We start from the raw sequence: 19,636 nt of genomic DNA, 5'->3' as shown, positions 1-19,636 counted from the left end.
ATTTTTTCAAGATAAAACAGCGATTTGTGGAGATAAAGTGAAAAATGCACTTTGAAAACTGCCGGTTTTTTACTTACTTGCGGCGACTTTTTAAAACACCCGAAACGCTTATAATCAATGAAGTTGAATTTCAGTTTTCCTGTTCTCCTGGCCGGTGTCATCCTGTTCGCTGCCAATTCCTGCTCGAGTGATGGTGACAATCACGGTAAAGGCAATAATGATTCCGATTCACTTAAAGTGACCGGGGTAATGGTAAAAGGCCAGAGTTTTATGGTGCCTTCTCCCTTGCAGATCGCCGATATCATCAAGAAAAGCGGAGCACTTTACAAGAAAGATATGCTCAATCCTACAGCGAATCTTTCGAAATATTCCGATGCTTCCAAGCGGGCAATGAATCTTGGAATTTATGGTGCCGATCTCGGTTATATCACAATGTATGAGAATACAGGTGACGCTACCGAGTATTATAAAACCGTCATGCAGCTTGGCGAACAACTCAAGATCACCGGAAGTTTCGATGCGAATCTTATGAAACGTTTCAGTGATAATCTTGGCAAAAAAGATTCTATTCTCTCGCTTGTTGGTGAAGCTTATCGCAAAAGCGATCAGTTCCTGCGCGAGAGTAACCAGGAAAATGTAGCCGGACTTATTCTTGCCGGTGGATGGATAGAAGGAATTTATTTTGCGCTCAATGTGTATAAAGATAAACCGGATGAAACTGTTTCTGTCCGTATCGGTGAACAAAAAGGAACTGCAGCAGGAATTGTAAAAGTGCTTACTGAGCTTCAGACTCCCGATAATCCGCATGCGGAATTGAATGATCTCATCAAACTTTTCCAGGACCTCGATGTGGAATACAAAAAGATCGAGATCAAATACACTTTTGCTGATCCTACCGATGATGAGGCAGCGCACGTGACCACCATCAACGGTAAAACGGAAGTGAAGATCACGCCGGAACAAATGGCGGCTCTTGTAGAAAAAGTGAATGCCATTCGCGATTACATTATCAAATAACCCTTCTACGGTACTATGAAAAAAATTCTCCTTTCGGTTCTTGTTATAGCAACTCCATTTTTCGTTGCACGGACTTCTGCTCAATGTGATTCCACAACTAAAATGTGTTCGGCACACGTCATTCCCCCTTTTGTTTCCGATGGACAAACCTATCGTGCGTTTGTTAGTTCAGGTGAGAATGCACAGTTCAATACTACTTTTTTCGCAGGATCTACTTATCGCATCGCTGCAGGAAGCGGAATGACAGAAGGCAATCTTATTTTTTCGATTTATTCAGTTGATCCCAACACCGGCGACCGCCAGCTTATTTTCTCCAATAGCCAGCATAATTATGCTCCTTACTGGGATTTCAAAGTGAATACTACAGTGGAAGTTTCCATCGAAGCTTCACTCAATCCTTCTTCAGGAAAAGAATCCGGCTGTGCAGTCATGCTCATCGGCTTCAAACAATGATTCATCGTATTTCTTCATCGAAAAGCCTCTTTGCGAAGGGGCTTTTTTATTGGGAAAATGCGCTGATTAATTAATTTCTTCTACAATGGAAATAACAGTGCAACTCACGAAGATTTTTATATTTTTACGCTTCACGGTTGACCCGCAGATATGAGTGAACGGATACTGAAAGCCTTAATGCAACTTTTCGCGATCATTGCGAAAGTCGACGGCGTTACTTCAGCGAGCAGGGGAATCGTGGAATCTTTTCTCAAGCAGCAACTCAGTCTCGAACTTGTTGATCAGTACCTCGCTCTTTTTGACGAATTTCTCGAAGCGCATCACCAGGTTGCAAAACGCAAAGACGGTTCTGCAAAACGCACTTCTCTCAATTCTGTAAAAGTTCTCCGCATCTGCACGCAGATCAATGAAGAACTCACGCAGAAACAGAAGATCGTTGTGCTTTTGAGGTTGATCGAATTCATTCATTCCAGTTATGAAATTTCAGAACAGGAACTGGAATTCGTTCAAACAGTTTCCGAAACTTTCAATATTGAAAAAGGAGAGTTCGGCCGCTTGCGCGATTTCGTGGAGAAAGATGTGAAGGATATGCCGGATATCAGCGAATTTCTCGTGATCGATGGCGACGCTTCCGGAAAATTCGAACACGCACATCATATTTATTCCGAAACCATGGGCAACGGCCGCGTGGTGGTGGTTTATATTCCGAGTGTTTCCATGTACGCGTGCAGGTATTTTGGCGGAGCAGAACTCAACCTGAACGGGCAGGCGATGCTGCTGAATAAAGTTTACATTCTTACGCCGGGTTCTTCGCTTCGCTCTTCAAAAGTTCAACCGGTTTATTACAGCGATATTATTTCTGCATTCCTCAGCAGCAAAACCGGGAACAGGATCACGTTCAACGCAAATAATATTGAATACAAATTCAAAACCGGTAAACTCGGTTTGCGCGGTGTAAATATCCAGGAAGAATCAGGCCGGCTCATTGGAATAATGGGCGGGTCGGGCGCGGGAAAATCTACTTTGCTCAATGTGCTCAATAGTAATGAAGCGCCCACGCAGGGAGAAGTGCTGATCAATGGAATAAATATTCACACGCAGAAAGACAAGATCGAAGGAGTGATTGGCCACGTTTCGCAGGACGATCTGCTCATTGAAGAACTCACCGTCTTCCAGAATTTGTATTACAATGCTAAACTCTGCTTCGGGAATATGGGTGAGGCGGAGATCACGAAGACGGTGGATGAATTGCTGGCCGATCTCGGTTTGTATGAGGCGCGAAATCTGAAAGTGGGTTCTCCATTGGAAAAAACAATTTCCGGCGGACAAAGAAAACGTTTGAACATTGCACTCGAATTGATCCGCGAACCTTCTGTTCTTTTTGTTGACGAACCAACTTCCGGACTTTCTTCGCGCGATTCGGAAAACATCATGGACTTGCTGAAGGAATTGGCGCTGAAAGGAAAATTGGTTTTCGTTGTCATTCACCAGCCCTCATCGGATATTTTTAAAATGTTCGACAAGCTCATTATTCTCGACAATGGCGGTTACCCGATCTATAACGGAAATCCTGTTGACGCAGTCGTGTATTTCAAGAAGATGGTGAATCATGTGAACAGTGATGAGAGCGAATGCCCGACTTGCGGTAATGTGAATCCTGAGCAGATCTTCAACATCATCGAATCGAAAGTGGTGGATGAGTATGGAAATCTCACGCGCAGCAGAAAAGTTTCTCCGTCGGAGTGGAATAATTTTTACAGAGAATATGTAGAGTCGAAACAGGAAAAAGTTGTTCCGCTCAATGAAAATCCGGAAAGTACTTTCAATATTCCCGGAAGAATAAAACAGATGCTGATCTTCATGACGCGCGATGTGCGCTCGAAGCTCACGAACACGCAGTACATGGTGATCAATCTGCTCGAAGCGCCTGTGCTTGCATTTATTCTTGCATACCTCGTACGTTTTTTCAATACCGATGTCTCGAACAAGATCGGTTACAACCTGCGCGAGAACGACAATCTTCCCGCATATATGTTCATGTCGGTGGTGGTGGCGCTCTTCATCGGCCTTACAGTGAGTGCGGAAGAAATTATCCGCGACCGGAAAATTTTAAAACGCGAATCATTTCTGAATTTGTCGCGGTCGAGTTATCTCATGTCGAAGATCCTGATCATGTTTGTGCTCTCTGCGATACAGACCTTCATGTTCATTCTCGTTGGAAATTATATTCTGCAGATAAAAGGAATGTGGCTCGATTACTGGCTGGTGCTTTTCACCACTTCCTGTTTTGCGAATATGCTCGGGCTGAATATTTCTTCTGCTTTCAATTCGGCGGTCACTATTTACATTCTCATTCCATTCCTTATTATTCCACAACTTTTGTTGAGTGGCGTGATCGTGAAATTCGAAAAACTAAATCCCACCATTACTTCGCAGGAAACTGTTCCTGTTGCCGGAGAAATGATGGCATCGCGCTGGGCATTCGAAGCGCTGGCTGTTGACCAGTTCAAGAATAACGAGTACGAAAAATTATTTTATTCTTATGAAGAGATGCTCAGCATTTCGGATTACAAACGGAATTACTGGATCTCGCACCTGCGCGGGATGATCGATAAATGCGAAACAAATTCGAAACTGATTCCCGCTGCTGCCTTCGCGAATGGCGAGAGCAGTAAAATGAGAACGAAGAATGATACGATGGCGTTCGAACAAACGCGCGATCTTTCGCTCATCAGGAGTGAGATCGGTGATGATCTTTCACGCATCAAGGAATTGTCGTCGCCACAGCGAAAAAAAATGAGTGCGATCTCCACCTCACTTATGCACCAGCTCGATTCGCTCAATACCTGCGTCACAAAAATAATTCCGAAAACTTTCAATACCGACAATGCGAACTCCATGCGTGCGTACCTGAACCTGGTGAATTCGATCTACATGAAAGTTTTCAATTCGAATAATGATGCCCGTGATAAAGCGGTGAATGCGCAGATCACCGACAAGGATCCGAAAGTTGCCGACACGAAGAAAGAGAAATTCAATCAACTGAAGAATGATTACATGAATGATGCGCTTTCCGATCTCGTTACGAATAAAAATGAATTCAATAAACTGATCGAGCAGAATGGAAAATTAATTCAGCGAAGCGATCCTATTTTCCTCGAACCGTATCATTCAAATTTTGCGAACTCTCATTTCTTCGCGCCGCGCAAAAAAATATTCGGCCATTATTACGATACGTTCTGGGTGAATTTATGCGTGCTGTGGGGAATGTCCATCCTCATGATCATCACACTTTATTTCGATGTGCTGCGTAAAATCATTGACGGTTTGGGAAATCTCGGGGAACGATTCGGGAAGAAGAAAGACCAGCAGTAGGAAAGATTACACATTACAAATTATTTTTTGCGGGCAAGGGAAAAAGTATTTCTAATTTATTATTCAATAATTTGTAATCTGCATATCCGCACTTTCCGCATTCCGTTCCCCCATTCGTAATCTAAAAATCTGTAATCATATTAATTTCCCCAGCGCTTCTTTCATTCTTCTGCAGGCTTCCTGTAATTTATCATCCGACGTTGCATAAGAGATCCTGATGTAATGATCGTCGCCGAATGCTGCGCCGGGAACAATGGCAACATGTGCCTCATGGAGCAGAAATAAACTCAGGTCGGTAGCATTTTTAATTTCAGTTCCGTTGAATTTTTTTCCGAGGTAAAAACTTATTTCCGGAAATAAATAAAATGCTCCATCGGGTTTATTTAGTTTCAGTCCTGGAATTGCGCGCATGCCTGCGAGCATGATATCGCGCCGGCGCATGAACGCGTCGCGCATGGGATGCGTGGTTGCCGGATCCATGAGCATGGCCGCGTGCATGGCTTTCTGCGTGATGGAAGAAGTAGCGGAAGTAATTTGTCCCTGCATTTTGTCGCAGGCCTGTGCGATCCATTTTGGTGCGGCAAGAAATCCTCCGCGCCAACCGGTCATTGCAAATCCTTTTGAAACGCCATTAATGGTTACCGTGCGATCATAAATAAAATCGAACTGGGCCATGCTCTCATGCCCGCCGAGAAAATTAATGTGCTCGTAAATTTCATCGGAGAGAATGTAGCAATCCGGTTGTTTGGCAATAACTTCTGCGATCGCGCGCAATTCATTTTTCGAATAAACAGTTCCTGTAGGATTACAGGGCGTGCTGAACATGAACAAACGCGTTTTCGGCGTCATCGCTTTTGCAATTTGTTCAGGAGTGACTTTAAAATTATTTTCGATCGATGTTGGAATGATCACCGGAATTCCTTCGGCAAGTTTTATGATCTCGAGATAACTTACCCAATAGGGCATGGGCACAATAACTTCGTCACCCGGATTTACCAATGAAAGAACGGCGTTGGCGATCGCCTGTTTTGCGCCGGTAGTGATCACAACCTGGTCGGCAGAAAATTTCAGTTGATTATCGCGGCGCAATTTTTCACAGACGGCTTCGCGCAATTCAGCATAACCGGAAACGTGTGTGTAATAACTGAAATCGGAATCGATCGCTTTTTTTGCAGCTTCTTTTATGACATCGGGAGTTTTGAAATCGGGTTCACCCAGACTGAGTGAAATAATATCAATCCCACTTGCGATGAGCTCACGGCTTTTGCGCGCCATGGCTATTGTTTGCGACTCACTCAGCTTATTAATGCGATCGGAGAGATGTGTCATAACCGATTTTTTTGGAAGTGCTAAATGTACGACTAACAATTTACGATTTGCAATTTACGATTTACAATTTATGCCTCTTTGTCGTGGAAACCTGATGTGTAATATTCATACAAAGAAAAAATCAACTGCGAGTGCCAGCCGACCAAACCAGGAAGTGCAGGTGGAAATAAAATGTGATGAAGTTGCTCATTAGCCCCGGCGTACGCATTTCCCGAACACGTTCGGGATTGCGTTCGACGGGAACAGAGAGAATAAAATGTGATGAAGTTGCGCTCCTGAAAAAATCACGCGCCGCTATAAGCACTCACCCACGCATCATCCTGCATATCGTGCAAAAGATGAAATGCATTTTCTCCATAAAAAATATCGTTCCAGAAAGTAACGCCGTAGTGTTTTAAAATTTCCTGTTGTCCTTCGTCGGGAGAAAATTTTTCCTTTGCCCAACCGGGGCCGGGGCCGTTCGGATCATACGTGTTGCCGATCTTGGGAGCCGTTTGTGCCGGCTGATCGTAGTACGGATATTCGGAATAACCGAGCCGCCACAATTCATCTACCGTGCTGCAACCAATTCCGCCTTTGTAAAGAATGCGGTGAATGATCGTGTCGGGATGATAACCGCAATTCTGAATTTCATATTTCGCAAAAAAATCGGTGTGATCGGGATTCGCAGAATTGTCGCCCCACCCGGATGCGATGGAAGTGAACTGATCTTTAGAAATGGAATAAGCGGTAATTTCTTTTGCAGGATCGTCGAATTTGCGGACGATATTGAAAGAAACCGGATTTGAATTTGCGCCGGGCATCAGTGAAAATCCGAGCAAATCGTGGAAAGTTTCAGCGGGAGGAGCCATTTGCATAAGGCATAATCCTGTGAAGGCCAATAGAATGGGGACAATATGGAAACGGCGTATTCTCATTCGCAACTTAAATATACGAATCTGGAACTTATAATGTTACAACGGAAAAAAGATACGATTCTATACGCGCAGGGAAATGATTATTTTTACCAGAACCATTAACGATCCCGATCTTTTATGCCCAACTCTTCTTCTCCCGATCTGCTGACTACCATTCTGGATATGCTCAAGTATTTGCTTCCGTCGCTGGTAGTTTTTGCAGCCGCTTATCTTGTTGTGAAAAATTTTCTGGACACGGAAACAAAACGTCGTCTTGCAGAAATTCGTCTTGCAAATCAGAATGTGGTTACGCCGATTCGTTTGCAGGCGTATGAACGCATGAGTATTTTTCTCGAGCGCATACATCCGCACATCCTCATCACGCGCACGCACAAGAGCGGAATGAGTGCGCGTCTTTTACAAGCAGAATTGACAAAAACGATCCGCACTGAATTCGAACACAATCTTTCCCAACAAATTTACATGTCGAATCACGCCTGGGAAATGGTGAAGACGGCGAAGGAAGAAATTACCAAACTGGTGAATGTTGCTGCATCGAAATTGCCTGACACTGCAACAGGAGTCGATCTGAGCCAGATGATTTTACAGATCTCCCAGCAAATTGAAAAAATGCCGACGCAGGTGGCGCTTGAATATCTTAAGAAAGAAGTGGGACAGGTGTTTTAATTCAATAATTCAAGGATTCAATAATTCAGTGATTGATAAATTGAAAAACCAAATGAATTTTTGAATTTTCCATGGGAAAACAGACTGAAGAGGAGCAGAAAAAATTTCATACCGATTCCGGTATCGGGATAAAACGCGTTTATCCGAAAAAAGATATTCCGGAAGAGCAGCCGGGCGAATTTCCTTTCACGCGCGGTGTGCAGCAGGATATGTATCGCGGGAAGTTGTGGACGATGCGGCAATACGCAGGATTTTCTACAGCAGAAGAATCGAACAAACGCTATCATTATCTTTTAAAAAACGGAACCACCGGTTTGTCGGTAGCATTCGATCTTCCCACGCAGATCGGTTATGATTCCGACCATGATTTTGCAGATGGCGAAGTCGGAAAATCCGGAGTGGCCATAGATTCTCTTGCGGATATTGAAATTCTTTTCGACGGAATAAAACTGGAAGAAGTGACAACGTCTATGACGATCAATTCTACAGCTTCCATTTTATTGTGCATGTACATTGCGCTCGCGAAAAAGCAGGGAGCCGATCTGAAAAAAATTTCCGGAACTATTCAGAATGACCTGCTGAAAGAATATGCTGCTCGCGGAACTTATATTTATCCGCCGAAAGAATCGATGCGCATCATCACGGATGTTTTCGAATTCTGCAGTAAAGAAATTCCTAAGTGGAATACCATTTCCATTTCCGGTTATCATATCCGCGAAGCAGGAGCAACTGCCGTGCAGGAACTCGCCTTCACACTCTCTAATGGAAAAGCGTACCTGAAGGCAGCGATCGCTAAAGGACTCGACATCGACATTTTTGCAAAACGGCTTTCGTTTTTTTTCAATGCGCATAATAATTTTTTCGAAGAGATCGCAAAATTCCGCGCGGCAAGGAGAATGTGGGCGAAGATCACGAAAGATCTCGGCGCAAAAGATCCGCGATCGATGATGCTTCGTTTTCACACACAAACAGGAGGAAGTACACTCACTGCGCAACAACCACACAATAATATTGTGCGCGTTACATTGCAGGCACTCGCTGCTGTGATGGGCGGAACACAATCGCTGCACACCAACGGATTTGATGAAGCGCTGGCATTGCCAACGGAAGAAGCTGCGCGCATTGCACTGCGCACACAACAGATCATTGCGCATGAAAGTGGTGTGCCCGATTCCGTTGATCCGCTTGCAGGATCGTGGATGGTGGAAGAACTGACGAATGAAGTGGAAAAAAAAGCGTGGGACTATATAGAGCGTATCGATGCGATGGGTGGTTCTGTTGCTGCTATAGAAAACGGATTCATGCAGGATGAAATAGCCGGTGCTTCTTATTCTTACCAGAATGCAATTGAAGCCGGAAAAAAAATAATTGTTGGCGTGAATAAATTCCAGGTTGAAGAAAAACCAATGGAAAATCTTCTGACGATCGACGATAGCATCCGCCAAACCCAGATCGCAAAACTGAAAAAAATAAAATCGGCGCGTGATAATGGAAAAGTGAAAGAACTCCTGGAGAAAGTAGCCGTTGCTGCAAAAGGAAATGAAAATCTTGTACCGCACATTTTAGCTGCCGTGGAGTCGTATGCCACGCTTGGAGAAATTGCAGATGCAATGAGAAAAGTTTTTGGTGAATACCGGCAATAGCCCACGAATTCATTCGCGGGAGGCGGGGCAGCAGCCAGAAGGCAGCGACAGACAGAGGAATTAATCTGTGAAAATAATCAGTGAGAATCTGTGAAAATCAGCGGCAATATTTCTGTTCAGTTTACAGATGACCATTGGGAAAATAAAAGCAGTAGGCGGTGGCGGCAGGAAGAAAAATAATTTCTATATCTGATCCGGTAGAAATTTTTTCAGCCACTTTATTGCGCCCTCTTCATTGGTAAAAAACCGTGTCGGCATTTTCGGTTTATTGATCCTCATATAAAAACCGGCAATCATTTTTTGCGCAGTCGATCGCATTACATATCCTTCTGCTGAAATCATTTTCCTGCTGTATTCTGCTTTCGCCACAAATTCTCTTCCCTCTTTTGTGACGAGTGTATATTTTCCTCCCACATTCATCACCGGAAGGCGTTTTCCTTTTCCGATCTCAGCAATACATTTCAGGTTCTCCCTGATCTCCTTTATATCGTACACCACATCATCTCCGCAAACTAATTTTACAATTCCATTATCCATTAACGAAATGCGGGAATGGCCGAGATCATATATTTTGGGATGGGGCATAGGACACCATAAACTTATAACGATTTTCGGGAAGAGCAAATGACAATCAGCGTTAATTACAGTGCGGAATTGGCAGGAAAAAGACGAATGAAAGAGAAACTCAGCGCACGGTGTCCCCAACGATCACAAAAACATCCTCACTATCGCGCTTCATGAAATAATTCTCGCGGGCAAATTTTTCAAGCAGCGCCGGATCGCTTTGTAATTCATGCTGCTCTTTTTTATTCCTGAGGATCTCATTCCTGAAATAATCCGACTCCGCCTGCAGTTTCATCACTTCACGATGCCTGTCCACCTGCGAGAAAACATCATTCTTGTCGAAGAAAAGCAACCATCCTGCAAGGATCAGTACCGTAAGAATGTATTTGTTCAGGAAAAATTTAAAAGTGTACTTGAAGATTTTCATCGTGGCAAAGATATTTCCACCATCTGTCTTTTCCTTAGGTGTGAATAACTATGATCATTTGTTAATAGCGGGGCCAATAACCCAATACCCCCAAACTCCAATACCATTATCTATTAAATTTGTAATCTAATAGTTACTGTCTATGACTCTCCAGCAACTCGAATACGCCGTTGCCGTCGGCCAATACGGAAGTTTTGTAACTGCGGCCGAAAAATGTTTCGTTACGCAACCTACGCTCAGCATGCAGGTGAAAAAACTCGAAGAAGAAGCAGGCATCACCCTGTTCGATCGCAGCCGCCAGCCCGTTGCCGTTACTGATGCAGGAAAAGTTTTTCTTGAACAGGCAAAAGTGGTGTTGCGTGAACGTAACCGCCTCAGCGAAGTGATCGCTTCCACTAAAGATGATATTTCAGGCGAACTGCACATAGCCATCATTCCTACTCTTGCGCCGTACCTGCTTCCGCTTTTTGTGGATGTTTTCTCTGCGAAATTTCCGCTCGTTCATCTTACCATCGATGAAATGCCAACCACTTCCATCATAGCTGCACTGCGGCAAGAATCTATCGACTGCGGAATTCTGGCCACGCCACTTCATGAAGATTCTCTCACGGAAATCAATTTGTTCAACGAACCTTTCGTCGCTTATCTCTCGAAAAAAAATCCGTTATGGAATAAACGTCAACTGAAAACCGAAGATCTGAATGTGAATGATGTGCTGCTTCTTGCCGACGGACATTGTATGCGTAACCAGGTGATGAATCTCTGCGCGCGCAGGAAGGAAAGATCTTCCGAATTTAAGATCGATTACCGCAGCGGAAGTATTGAAACATTGCGCCGCCTTGTTGAACTCGGAGAACACATGACCATCATTCCTTATCTTGCTGTTGCAGGTCTTTCCGCGAAACAACAGGAGGCCGTTCGTTATTTCAGGTCGCCCGAGCCCGCGCGTGAGATCAGCATTGTCACCCATCGCGCTCAACTCAAAAAAGCACTCATCGACAAACTTGCCGAATCCATTCTTGGCGCAATACCCAAACAATTAAAGCGTTCTGTTAAACAACACATCATTCCGCTTTCTTAAATTTACAGGATGAAGATTCCCCCGAAATATTTTCTGATCCTTCCTGCGATAATTTTCTTCACTTTTCTTTTTGTGAATGTGTGCGAAAGTTTCCCGCCGTCAAAAGAAAATTTCCGTCAGCAGCAGAAACAGTTTCCCAAAGTAAAAACCGCTTACGATCTCAAATGGGACGCTCTCAAAGCAAAACTGAATTCACTCGGCGTCGATTCCAATTCATTTAAAGTTTTTATACGCGGATTCAAAAAGGAAGGGGAGCTGGAAGTGTGGGTGAAATCGGCGAAAAATAATTCCTGGATAAAATTCGAAACGTATTCCATTTGCCAGAGTTCAGGAACTGCCGGGCCCAAACGTTGCCAGGGCGACGGACAGGTTCCCGAGGGATTTTATCACGTGAGTGTTTTCAATCCTTACAGCAATTATCTTATTTCGCTCGGCGTAAGTTATCCGAACAAGAGCGACAGGATGCTCGGTTGTTCCGGCGACAAAGGCGGCGCGATCATGATCCACGGAAATTGTGTGACCATAGGTTGCATTCCCATTACTGATGACAAGATCCGCGAAGTGTATGTGTTGTGTGTGGAAGCCAAGAACGACGGGCAAACGGAAATTTCCATTCATCTTTTTCCCGCACGCATGACGCAGGAGAATTTATCATCGCTCGAAAAAGAATTCCCGGATAAAGCAACACATGATTTCTGGGAAAATATTAAAACCGGGTATGAATTTTTTGAGAATTCAAAAACACTGCCGGCGGTTTCCATTGATGCGAAGGGAAAATATATTTTCAAATAAAATTCCATGTTCAGAAAATACAAATTCAATTTTCCTCTATTCGCGATTCTTTTCATTTGCTTTGCGTCGCTCACTGCTTTGACTTTCTACGCGTCCGTTGCCGCCGATGAAGGAACGCTCGGCGATGGAAGAATTTCAAAACTGCTCGCCGGATTATTTTCTGTTTTCCGTTTTCCTTTTCAAACGTTTTTGGGAACGCTGAGCAAGGCCCATCCTGTTTTGTATTTCCCGTTTCTCCTGCTTAATGTTTTATTCTATTCTTTCATTTTAGAAAGAGCGGTCGCATTCATCCGAAAAGAAATTTCTTAAGAGGAGAAAGTCATCGATTATTTTCAGGAGCGCAATACCTGTAGTTCTGAATTACCTTCGTTCCGGCTGGCCGCAGGTAGTCCTCGCCCGCCGGTGGCGGGTTGTGTTCCAATACAACTCCAATCCCTGCGGGCTGCCAGGCGCCATCCGGGCTATGCGAAGCGAAGGCAGCTCATCATAGTTCCTGTTGTGACTTCCGGTGAACGATCTTGCAGGTGCATCACAAATTCCACCGGTCAACGCAGATGATTTCGCAACTTTAAACCAAAAACCGAATAGCTTACCTTTGATCAAATGCAGGCCGAAGAAAATACAGAAACAGCTTCCGAAGAATTATTCGAACACCATCGCTTTACGGTCGATCCCGGGCAGGAGTTACTCCGCATTGATAAATATCTTCTGCACAAACTTTCCGGAGTTTCACGAACAAAAATTCAGGCGGCCGCAGATGCAGGAAACATCCGTGTGAATGAAAAAGAAGTGAAGCCGAGTTACAAAGTAAAACCCCACGATGTCATCACCATTCTTCTTCCGCATCCACCGAAAGTTTTTGAACTCACCGCGGAAGAAATTCCGCTCAACATTGTTCACGAAGACAATGACATTATCATCATCAACAAACCTCCGGGACTTGTTGTTCATCCCGGCTACAGCAATTTCACCGGAACATTGGTGAATGGATTACTCTGGCATTTTCAGCATTTACCAAAATCTTCACACGAACTGCGCCCCGGCCTTGTGCACCGGCTCGACAAAGACACAACAGGAATTATGGTGATTGCAAAAAATGAATATTCACTTGCATTTCTTGCGAAACAATTTTTTGATCGGACGAACGATCGCCGCTATGTTGCATTAGTGTGGGGCGATTTTGAAGCGAACGAGGGAACCATCACCGGGAATATCGGGCGTAGTTTAAAAGACAGAAAAGTGCAGGAAGTTTTTCCTGATGGAGAACATGGCAAACATGCCGTCACACATTGGAAAGTTTTAGAACGTTTCGGTTATGTGACGTTGGTAGAATGCAAACTGGAAACAGGCCGCACGCACCAGATACGCATTCACATGCGCTACATCGGCCATCCTGTTTTCAACGACACCACGTACGGCGGCAACAGGATCTGGAAAGGAACTACGTTTACGAAATACAAACAGTTTGTAGAAAATTGTTTTACATTGTGCGCGCGACAGGCGTTACATGCGCGATCTCTCGGATTCATTCACCCCACAGAAAAAAAATTCATACAGTACGATTCTGAATTGCCGGACGATATGAATGCGTTGATCGCGAAGTGGAGAGCTTATGTGCAGAATAAGCCGGTGGAGGATCAAAACTGAAAGCAGGTAATAATTCCTTCACTAACTTCTCCTACACAACAGAATTTCCGGTTCTCACTTCTACAAAATATAATCCGGCAGAAAGATTTGTAAAATCAATAGGACGGGGTAACGCGCAACTACTTCACTGATGCCTGAAAGAACAGGAAAAATAAGATGAGTTTCCTTTGGTGTCAAATGTTGAAGGATATTCATCTCCTTTCAGATTGTAATTGATGTTGAGCATTCCGCCATCGACTCCCCATCTTGCTGTGATGTGTTTGCCCGCGTTCACTCCATCTTTCCCGTAAATGTCCATGTGCTGATCATCACTGTACATCACGATTCCTTTGTCCACACTTTCGGCGGTAAAAGTATAGTTGCTGTCATTGATCACCAACTTCTGCTTCGCAAAAGAAGAATCGGGAAGTTGCGATCCGTTCATTTCTTCGACCACGGGAATCCATGTTCCATTGAGCTTTCCCGAATTTGTTTTCGGTGAAGAACAGGAAAAGAGAGAACAGATGAAAATCGGGAAGATGATTTTTTTCATGAGGAGAAAATGTTTTCAGAAATGTACAAAATTTCAAGTTTGTATTGGTCGTAACGCGGGATGGAATGCGGATGTTGAAGGCCTGAGGAATTAGTCATTGATTGCGCCGACCGAAAACTGACAACTGTTATTCCTTCACCAACTTTTCCCGCGCAACTGAATTTCCGGATCTCACTTCTACAAAATATAATCCTGCAGAAAGATCCGTTACATCAATGTGGTTGGTTGTGTTCGCTGTTTGAGCAGCAAAGCAAATTTCTCCAATCGAATTGTAGATGCGGATATTCGCAAAGGAAATATTTGCTGGCAATTCCACTACAAATTCATTTAGGGCGGGATTAGGAAAAATCCGGAAAGAAAAATTGGCAGAATTATTTTCTATAACACCGGTTACTGTTGCACAGGTTCCGTCATCCATCGGCATATAATTTACAATTCCGTAACTCACATTATCGTGCGCGTCGTAAATGAGTGGTTGAAGCGAAGCAGAATCAGGAACACACCAGAAATTATTTTTCAGATTTACATTGTTGCCACCGGTGTATTGCAGATCATACGTAGTGTTGTCACAAATGTGATTGCACGCGATGCTGTCCATGATCAGCGTGAGATGAATGCCGATGTTATTTCCATTGATGGCATTGTAACGGATATCCGAAGGATTGAAACCATTCTGGTGATCATAAATTCCTACACCATTGTAATCGATCACGCAATTGTGGATCTGCGAAGTTTTACCGAGGTCAATCCCGGTCACGCTGTTTGAATCGATGGTGCAGTAATTACAAGCCACTCCGTTTCCTGCAGCGATGCCCGTAAAATTATTATTCACTGTGCAATAGTTGAGCGTGGTGTTTCGCGTATCACCCAGTCCCGTTCCGTTGTGATTGAACGTGCAATGATTTAGAATATTGAGAGAGTGAGCAGAGAAACCGGCGTTGGAGTTGTACGACATGTCGCAGTAATTCATCGTGGTGCCGTACACATCAGCTGCGCCTGTGCTGTTATTCGTGAAAGAAGAGTATTCGATGATCCCGCAATTCCATCCTGTACCTGTTCCGATAAAGCCGGTGTTGTTATTGCTGAAAATGCAATTCCTGATGATCAGCGAATCGCCGCTGGTAGCGCGTTGGTCATTGAGTGCATTGTTTCCATAATGGAAATTGCAATAAGTGAATTCGCAATTCATTGTTCCTCCGTTGAGGTAAACCTCGCTCCACGCGCTTGCAACAACTGATCCGTTACTCGTGAACGTAATGGAGTCGGTGCTGGTGCCAAGTGCAATAAGTGAAGCCTGCCTGATCTCGAGTTGAGTTCCTGCATCGAATTTCACCACCACCCCGGGCTGAATGGTGAGTACGTAAGTCGGGAATAAAACAACATTTCCTGTTACTATGTACGGACTGTTTGCGAGCGTCCAGGTAGTGTTTGCGAAAATTCCCCCGCTTACATTTGTTTGTGCAGAAATAGAAATTGAAATAACGGTGAGAACTAAGAGTACGGCTATTTTTTTCATAATTAAAAAGTTAAAATCATAAATGTGATAGAATAATAAATTCGTATTACCAATGCTAAGTTACAAAATCGGTAAGGGCAATCAATGAGAAAAGTCATTTATCGCGGCGAAAGCAGTCAGGTTGAATTCCTCCAAGCTCCCGAGTTTCATATCTGCGATGTCAAATTTCGGATCGTGAAAATATTCTTTTGCCGGAACAGCTACGCATTTCATCTTCGCCAATTTTGCAGCGAGGACGCCATTGAACGAATCTTCAAATACAATGCAATTCTTTGCATTCACATGAAGAAGTTTTGCTGTGGAAAGAAAAACATCCGGTGAAGGTTTCCCGTTTTTTTCAAATTCAGCACTGTGCACCACATGGAAATATTTCAATAGCCCGAAATGCGACATCAGTTGGTTGATCAAATAGAGTGGAGAAGAGGAGGCGAGTGCAATGGGAATTTTTTTTTCCGAAAAGAAATGCAGGCATTCGTTCACACCCGGGAGCAGGCGTGCATTCGTGCTCACGAGGCGGAAAACTTCATTTACAATTTCATCTTTCGTTTCTTCGGGAGAAAAATTTTTCCACGGATGTTCATCATACCATTTCCGGATCACATCCTGGATCCTGTTGCCCATCATCTTTTCGAAATCTTCTTCTGTAGGTACTGTGGAATATTTTCCGAAAACATTTCTTTCCGCTACCCGCCACCACGGTTCTGAATCGACAAGCAATCCGTCCATATCAAAAATAGCTGCATTGATCACGGGCGAAAATTACGAATGAAGTTTTTAAAAAAGAATAAACCTGGTTCGTACGTTTCCCCCATACGTGTCCAGGTTTATTTAGTGTAGCGTAACTGGCGCAATTTCACAGGACCCTATTTCTGTGACAGAGAACCGAAGATTGGTTCGTTGTTACTTGTTGGAAGTAATCTGTTGCTTTCAATTAGCTGACAGGACAAAAGTGAAAAAGAATAAAAAGAAGGAATAGCGGTGGCGATTCTTATCAGGACATTTGTTTTACCAATAGAATAACAAAATTACTATTGATAATCAGTTATTTACAATTATATAAGGACATTGGTTTTGATTATTAGTGTAAACCTGAAATGGGATGCTTTTCCGCTTTATGATCATGAACAACCCGGTATAGCGTATCTCTTTCGATCGGGCTTCTTCCTGATCCGAGAATGAGTTCCACTAATTCATCAGTTGTCATGGAAGGATTCTGTTCTTCCGAACCGGCCATCGAATAGATCTTCGTTGTATCGTCGATAGTTCCATCGAGATCATCTACTCCGAAATTCAGCGAGAGTTGCGCATTGGTTCTTCCGAGCATGGGCCAGTACGCTTTCAGGTGGGCAATGTTATCGAGAAATATTCTTGCAATAGAATAATTCCGCATGTCTTCGATCACGGAAATTTCAGGAACGGCCGACATCTGGTTATCATGATTGCGGAATTTGAGCGGGATAAATGTGTTGAATCCTTTCGTGCGGTCCTGCAATTGACGCAAGCGATCCATGTGAGCAATACGATGCTCATACTTTTCTATATGGCCATAAAGCATAGTCGCATTCGATGGAATTCCCAATGTATGCGCGGTTGCGTGAATGTGAAGCCATTGCTCGCTGGTGCATTTATCTTCGCAGATCTTTTTCCTGATCTCTTCGTCAAAAATTTCAGCGCCACCACCGGGCAAAGAATCCAATCCATGATCGCGAAGAAATTTCAATCCTTCTTCAACAGAAACTTTTGCTTTGCGGAACATATATTCCAATTCAACAGCAGTAAAAGCTTTGATGTGGATGGAAGGACGTATCTGTTTTATTTTTTTCAGAACATTACCGAAGAATTCCAATCCGAGTTTCGGATGCACGCCTCCTACAATGTGAACTTCGGTCACCGGCTGATCTTTATAAGAGTGAACAATATCCAGCATTTGTTCTTCACTCAATTCCCATGCGCCGTCTTTTTGTTTCAATAAGCGGGAATAAGAACAGAATTTACAATCGAAAACGCAGATGTTCGTAGGTTCAATATGAAAATTACGATTGAAGTAAACGTGATCGCCGTGTTTTTTCTCACGTACAATATTCGCAAGCGAACCTACGAATCCAATGTCAGCTTCATGGTAAAGTAAAAGTGCATCGCCCGTCGTTATTCTTTCTCCTGCGAATATTTTATTTGCAACTTTTTTCAATGAAGATCCTGCAGCAGATCTTCCAATCATGTTTTGCGTCTTTTCAATTGCAACTGTATCCATAAATGAAAGGTCCCCTTTCCGGAACAAAGTTAAACATTGAACAGGAAAGGGGACCGCTAACGAGATCCGATTCTGATTACTGCACGACTATTTTCCGCGTCACTTTATCTTTTTTGTCGCTTACCTGAATGAAATAAACGCCATCGGCATTTCCGGTAAGATCAATATCCACTTCATTATTATTAAGCGCATCGAGATGTTCATTGAAAACTTCTTGGCCAACAACATTCAGAACGTGAATGTCAATATCCGAAAAATTGCTATTGGAAAAAGAGATCGTGAATTTTCCGTTTGAAGGATTCGGGTGAACGCTGAATGCGCCGAGCATTGATAATTCCTGTACAGCAACTGTTCCGCAGCGATTGGAAAGCTGAAGCGTATTGTAGGGAGCCGTATTCAGAACAGCAAGTATCCGCGTCTTCTGATTATTCGTGAAAAGATTCATAACTGCATCATCTGAATAATCCATGTAATTCTCATACATAATTCCCGGTGAAGAGGGAGAGCACGCATCAGTCACTACTCCGCTTGGAGAACCGAAAGTAGCATCGGCCTGGTTTGGCGTATCCATGCAATAATCATTTCCGGTGCAAGCGCCTCCATCATCACCCCAAATGTGAAGCAGGTCGAAGCAGTGTGAAAATTCATGTGTAGTTGTTCTTCCTAGATCATATCCTGCGAGGTAAGTTCCGGAAGGATAAATTGCGCTGCTTCCGAATACACTGTAGTGAATGACCACACCAAAAGTAGAAGTTGTATTCACCAGCGGGAATTCTCCGTAACCAAGAAGACCAGCTCCGAGATTGCACACCCAGATATTGAGATAATTATTCGGATCCCAGATATCGAGCCCGCCGGAAGAAAAATGTTTTACGTTATTGTTTTGCGAGAAAGAAGTGATCGTTGTATTTCTCCTCTCAATTCCTGTGGTAGAATTTCCTGACGGATCCACAGTAGCGAGACAGAAATTAACCCCGATGTTAGCGGCGATGCTTGTCCAAACTGCAGGAGTATTCGACGCGTCAGGATTTGTTCGCGTCCAGTCCTGGTTTAGAACGGTGATCTGCGACTGGATCTGTCCATCAGAAATATTCTGCGCTGCAGTTTTATAAACGAGGTGAACCACCACTGGAATAGTCATTACTGAACGGCTATTCTCCAGTCCTGGATGTGCAGCGATGTAAGACTGAAGATTCTGTTCGAATGATGCACGCATTCCTGCGCGATTAGGATCCTGTTGTTCGAGGTAAGTTTCATTCTGCATGATCCCGCATCTTTCCTGCTGCGATGAATTCTGGTGAGAAATCATTGTTGCATTTTGCCCGAAAGAAATGAATGAGATGGAAAATGAAATTCCGGTGAGAAGTAGTAAATGTTTTTTCATGTGTGGTCAGGATTAATATGTAACGAAGTTACTGTTTCTACG

18 protein-coding genes are annotated in these 19,636 nt (G+C 43.6%); 9 read left to right on the top strand and 9 right to left on the bottom strand.

From position 1 onward, the window contains the following. Nucleotides 1-117: 117 nt before the first annotated feature. From HY064_15765 to HY064_15755, 3 genes are all read left to right on the top strand, one after another. Nucleotides 118-1,017, top strand: coding sequence for a hypothetical protein (locus tag HY064_15765; GenBank protein ID MBI3512115.1), 900 nt, complete (start codon nt 118-120; stop codon nt 1,015-1,017). Nucleotides 1,018-1,032: 15 nt separating this feature from the next. Then, nucleotides 1,033-1,470, top strand: a complete 438-nt coding sequence (locus tag HY064_15760) for a hypothetical protein (protein MBI3512114.1) — start codon at nt 1,033-1,035, stop codon at nt 1,468-1,470. Nucleotides 1,471-1,620: 150 nt separating this feature from the next. Beyond that, nucleotides 1,621-4,845, top strand: a complete 3,225-nt coding sequence (locus HY064_15755; GenBank protein MBI3512113.1) for an ATP-binding cassette domain-containing protein — start codon at nt 1,621-1,623, stop codon at nt 4,843-4,845. Between the two features lie 135 nt (nt 4,846-4,980). On the opposite strand, the gene HY064_15750 is transcribed toward HY064_15755, so the two are convergent. Beyond that, nucleotides 4,981-6,174, bottom strand: a complete 1,194-nt coding sequence (locus HY064_15750) for a pyridoxal phosphate-dependent aminotransferase (protein MBI3512112.1) — start codon at nt 6,172-6,174, stop codon at nt 4,981-4,983. A gap of 284 nt (nt 6,175-6,458) precedes the next feature. Then, on the bottom strand, nt 6,459-7,025 hold the full coding sequence (locus HY064_15745; GenBank protein MBI3512111.1) for a hypothetical protein: 567 nt from the start codon (nt 7,023-7,025) through the stop codon (nt 6,459-6,461). A 183-nt stretch (nt 7,026-7,208) separates the two neighbouring features. On the opposite strand from HY064_15745, the gene HY064_15740 reads away from it, so the two are divergent. After that, nucleotides 7,209-7,757 (top strand): hypothetical protein, encoded by a 549-nt coding sequence (locus HY064_15740; protein ID MBI3512110.1) that lies wholly within the window; start codon nt 7,209-7,211, stop codon nt 7,755-7,757. 71 nt (nt 7,758-7,828) lie between these two features. Further along, a complete protein-coding gene (locus HY064_15735; protein ID MBI3512109.1) occupies nt 7,829-9,400 on the top strand; it encodes a methylmalonyl-CoA mutase in 1,572 nt (523 codons plus the stop codon). 183 nt (nt 9,401-9,583) lie between these two features. Here HY064_15735 and HY064_15730 read toward each other — a convergent pair whose 3' ends face one another. Both HY064_15730 and HY064_15725 read right to left on the bottom strand, forming a co-directional pair. Continuing rightward, nucleotides 9,584-9,985 carry a hypothetical protein gene (locus HY064_15730; protein MBI3512108.1) on the bottom strand — a complete coding sequence of 134 codons (402 nt, stop codon included), beginning with the start codon at nt 9,983-9,985 and terminating at the stop codon, nt 9,584-9,586. Nucleotides 9,986-10,085: 100 nt separating this feature from the next. Then, entirely contained in the window at nt 10,086-10,391 is a 306-nt protein-coding gene (locus HY064_15725; GenBank protein ID MBI3512107.1) for a septum formation initiator family protein, read from the bottom strand. A gap of 142 nt (nt 10,392-10,533) precedes the next feature. Between HY064_15725 and HY064_15720 the strand changes: the two genes are divergently transcribed. The 4 genes from HY064_15720 (at nt 10,534) to HY064_15705 (ending at nt 13,911) form a co-directional block, all read left to right on the top strand. Further along, entirely contained in the window at nt 10,534-11,472 is a 939-nt protein-coding gene (locus tag HY064_15720) for a LysR family transcriptional regulator (GenBank protein MBI3512106.1), read from the top strand. 9 nt (nt 11,473-11,481) lie between these two features. After that, the gene (locus HY064_15715; GenBank protein ID MBI3512105.1) at nt 11,482-12,264 is read left to right on the top strand and encodes a hypothetical protein; all 783 of its coding nucleotides are present in this window, start codon (nt 11,482-11,484) and stop codon (nt 12,262-12,264) included. A 6-nt stretch (nt 12,265-12,270) separates the two neighbouring features. Next, complete coding sequence (locus HY064_15710; GenBank protein ID MBI3512104.1) at nt 12,271-12,573, top strand: hypothetical protein; 303 nt, start codon at nt 12,271-12,273, stop codon at nt 12,571-12,573. A gap of 294 nt (nt 12,574-12,867) precedes the next feature. Beyond that, on the top strand, nt 12,868-13,911 hold the full coding sequence (locus tag HY064_15705) for an RluA family pseudouridine synthase (protein MBI3512103.1): 1,044 nt from the start codon (nt 12,868-12,870) through the stop codon (nt 13,909-13,911). Nucleotides 13,912-14,035: 124 nt separating this feature from the next. On the opposite strand, the gene HY064_15700 is transcribed toward HY064_15705, so the two are convergent. From HY064_15700 to HY064_15680, 5 genes are all read right to left on the bottom strand, one after another. Further along, on the bottom strand, nt 14,036-14,443 hold the full coding sequence (locus HY064_15700) for a hypothetical protein (GenBank protein ID MBI3512102.1): 408 nt from the start codon (nt 14,441-14,443) through the stop codon (nt 14,036-14,038). A 127-nt stretch (nt 14,444-14,570) separates the two neighbouring features. Then, entirely contained in the window at nt 14,571-15,959 is a 1,389-nt protein-coding gene (locus HY064_15695; GenBank protein ID MBI3512101.1) for a T9SS type A sorting domain-containing protein, read from the bottom strand. A gap of 81 nt (nt 15,960-16,040) precedes the next feature. Continuing rightward, nucleotides 16,041-16,709 carry a hexitol phosphatase HxpB gene (hxpB, locus tag HY064_15690; GenBank protein MBI3512100.1) on the bottom strand — a complete coding sequence of 223 codons (669 nt, stop codon included), beginning with the start codon at nt 16,707-16,709 and terminating at the stop codon, nt 16,041-16,043. A 328-nt stretch (nt 16,710-17,037) separates the two neighbouring features. Then, on the bottom strand, nt 17,038-18,210 hold the full coding sequence (gene mqnE / locus HY064_15685) for an aminofutalosine synthase MqnE (GenBank protein ID MBI3512099.1): 1,173 nt from the start codon (nt 18,208-18,210) through the stop codon (nt 17,038-17,040). A gap of 76 nt (nt 18,211-18,286) precedes the next feature. Next, nucleotides 18,287-19,594, bottom strand: a complete 1,308-nt coding sequence (locus HY064_15680; GenBank protein ID MBI3512098.1) for a T9SS type A sorting domain-containing protein — start codon at nt 19,592-19,594, stop codon at nt 18,287-18,289. Between the last annotated feature and the right edge of the window lie 42 nt (nt 19,595-19,636).

It is taken from the genome of Bacteroidota bacterium, from assembly GCA_016194975.1.
Taxonomy (GTDB): domain Bacteria; phylum Bacteroidota; class Bacteroidia; order Palsa-965; family Palsa-965.
Note: the sequence above shows the minus strand (reverse complement) of the source record. Positions and strands in the feature narration are given on the sequence as shown.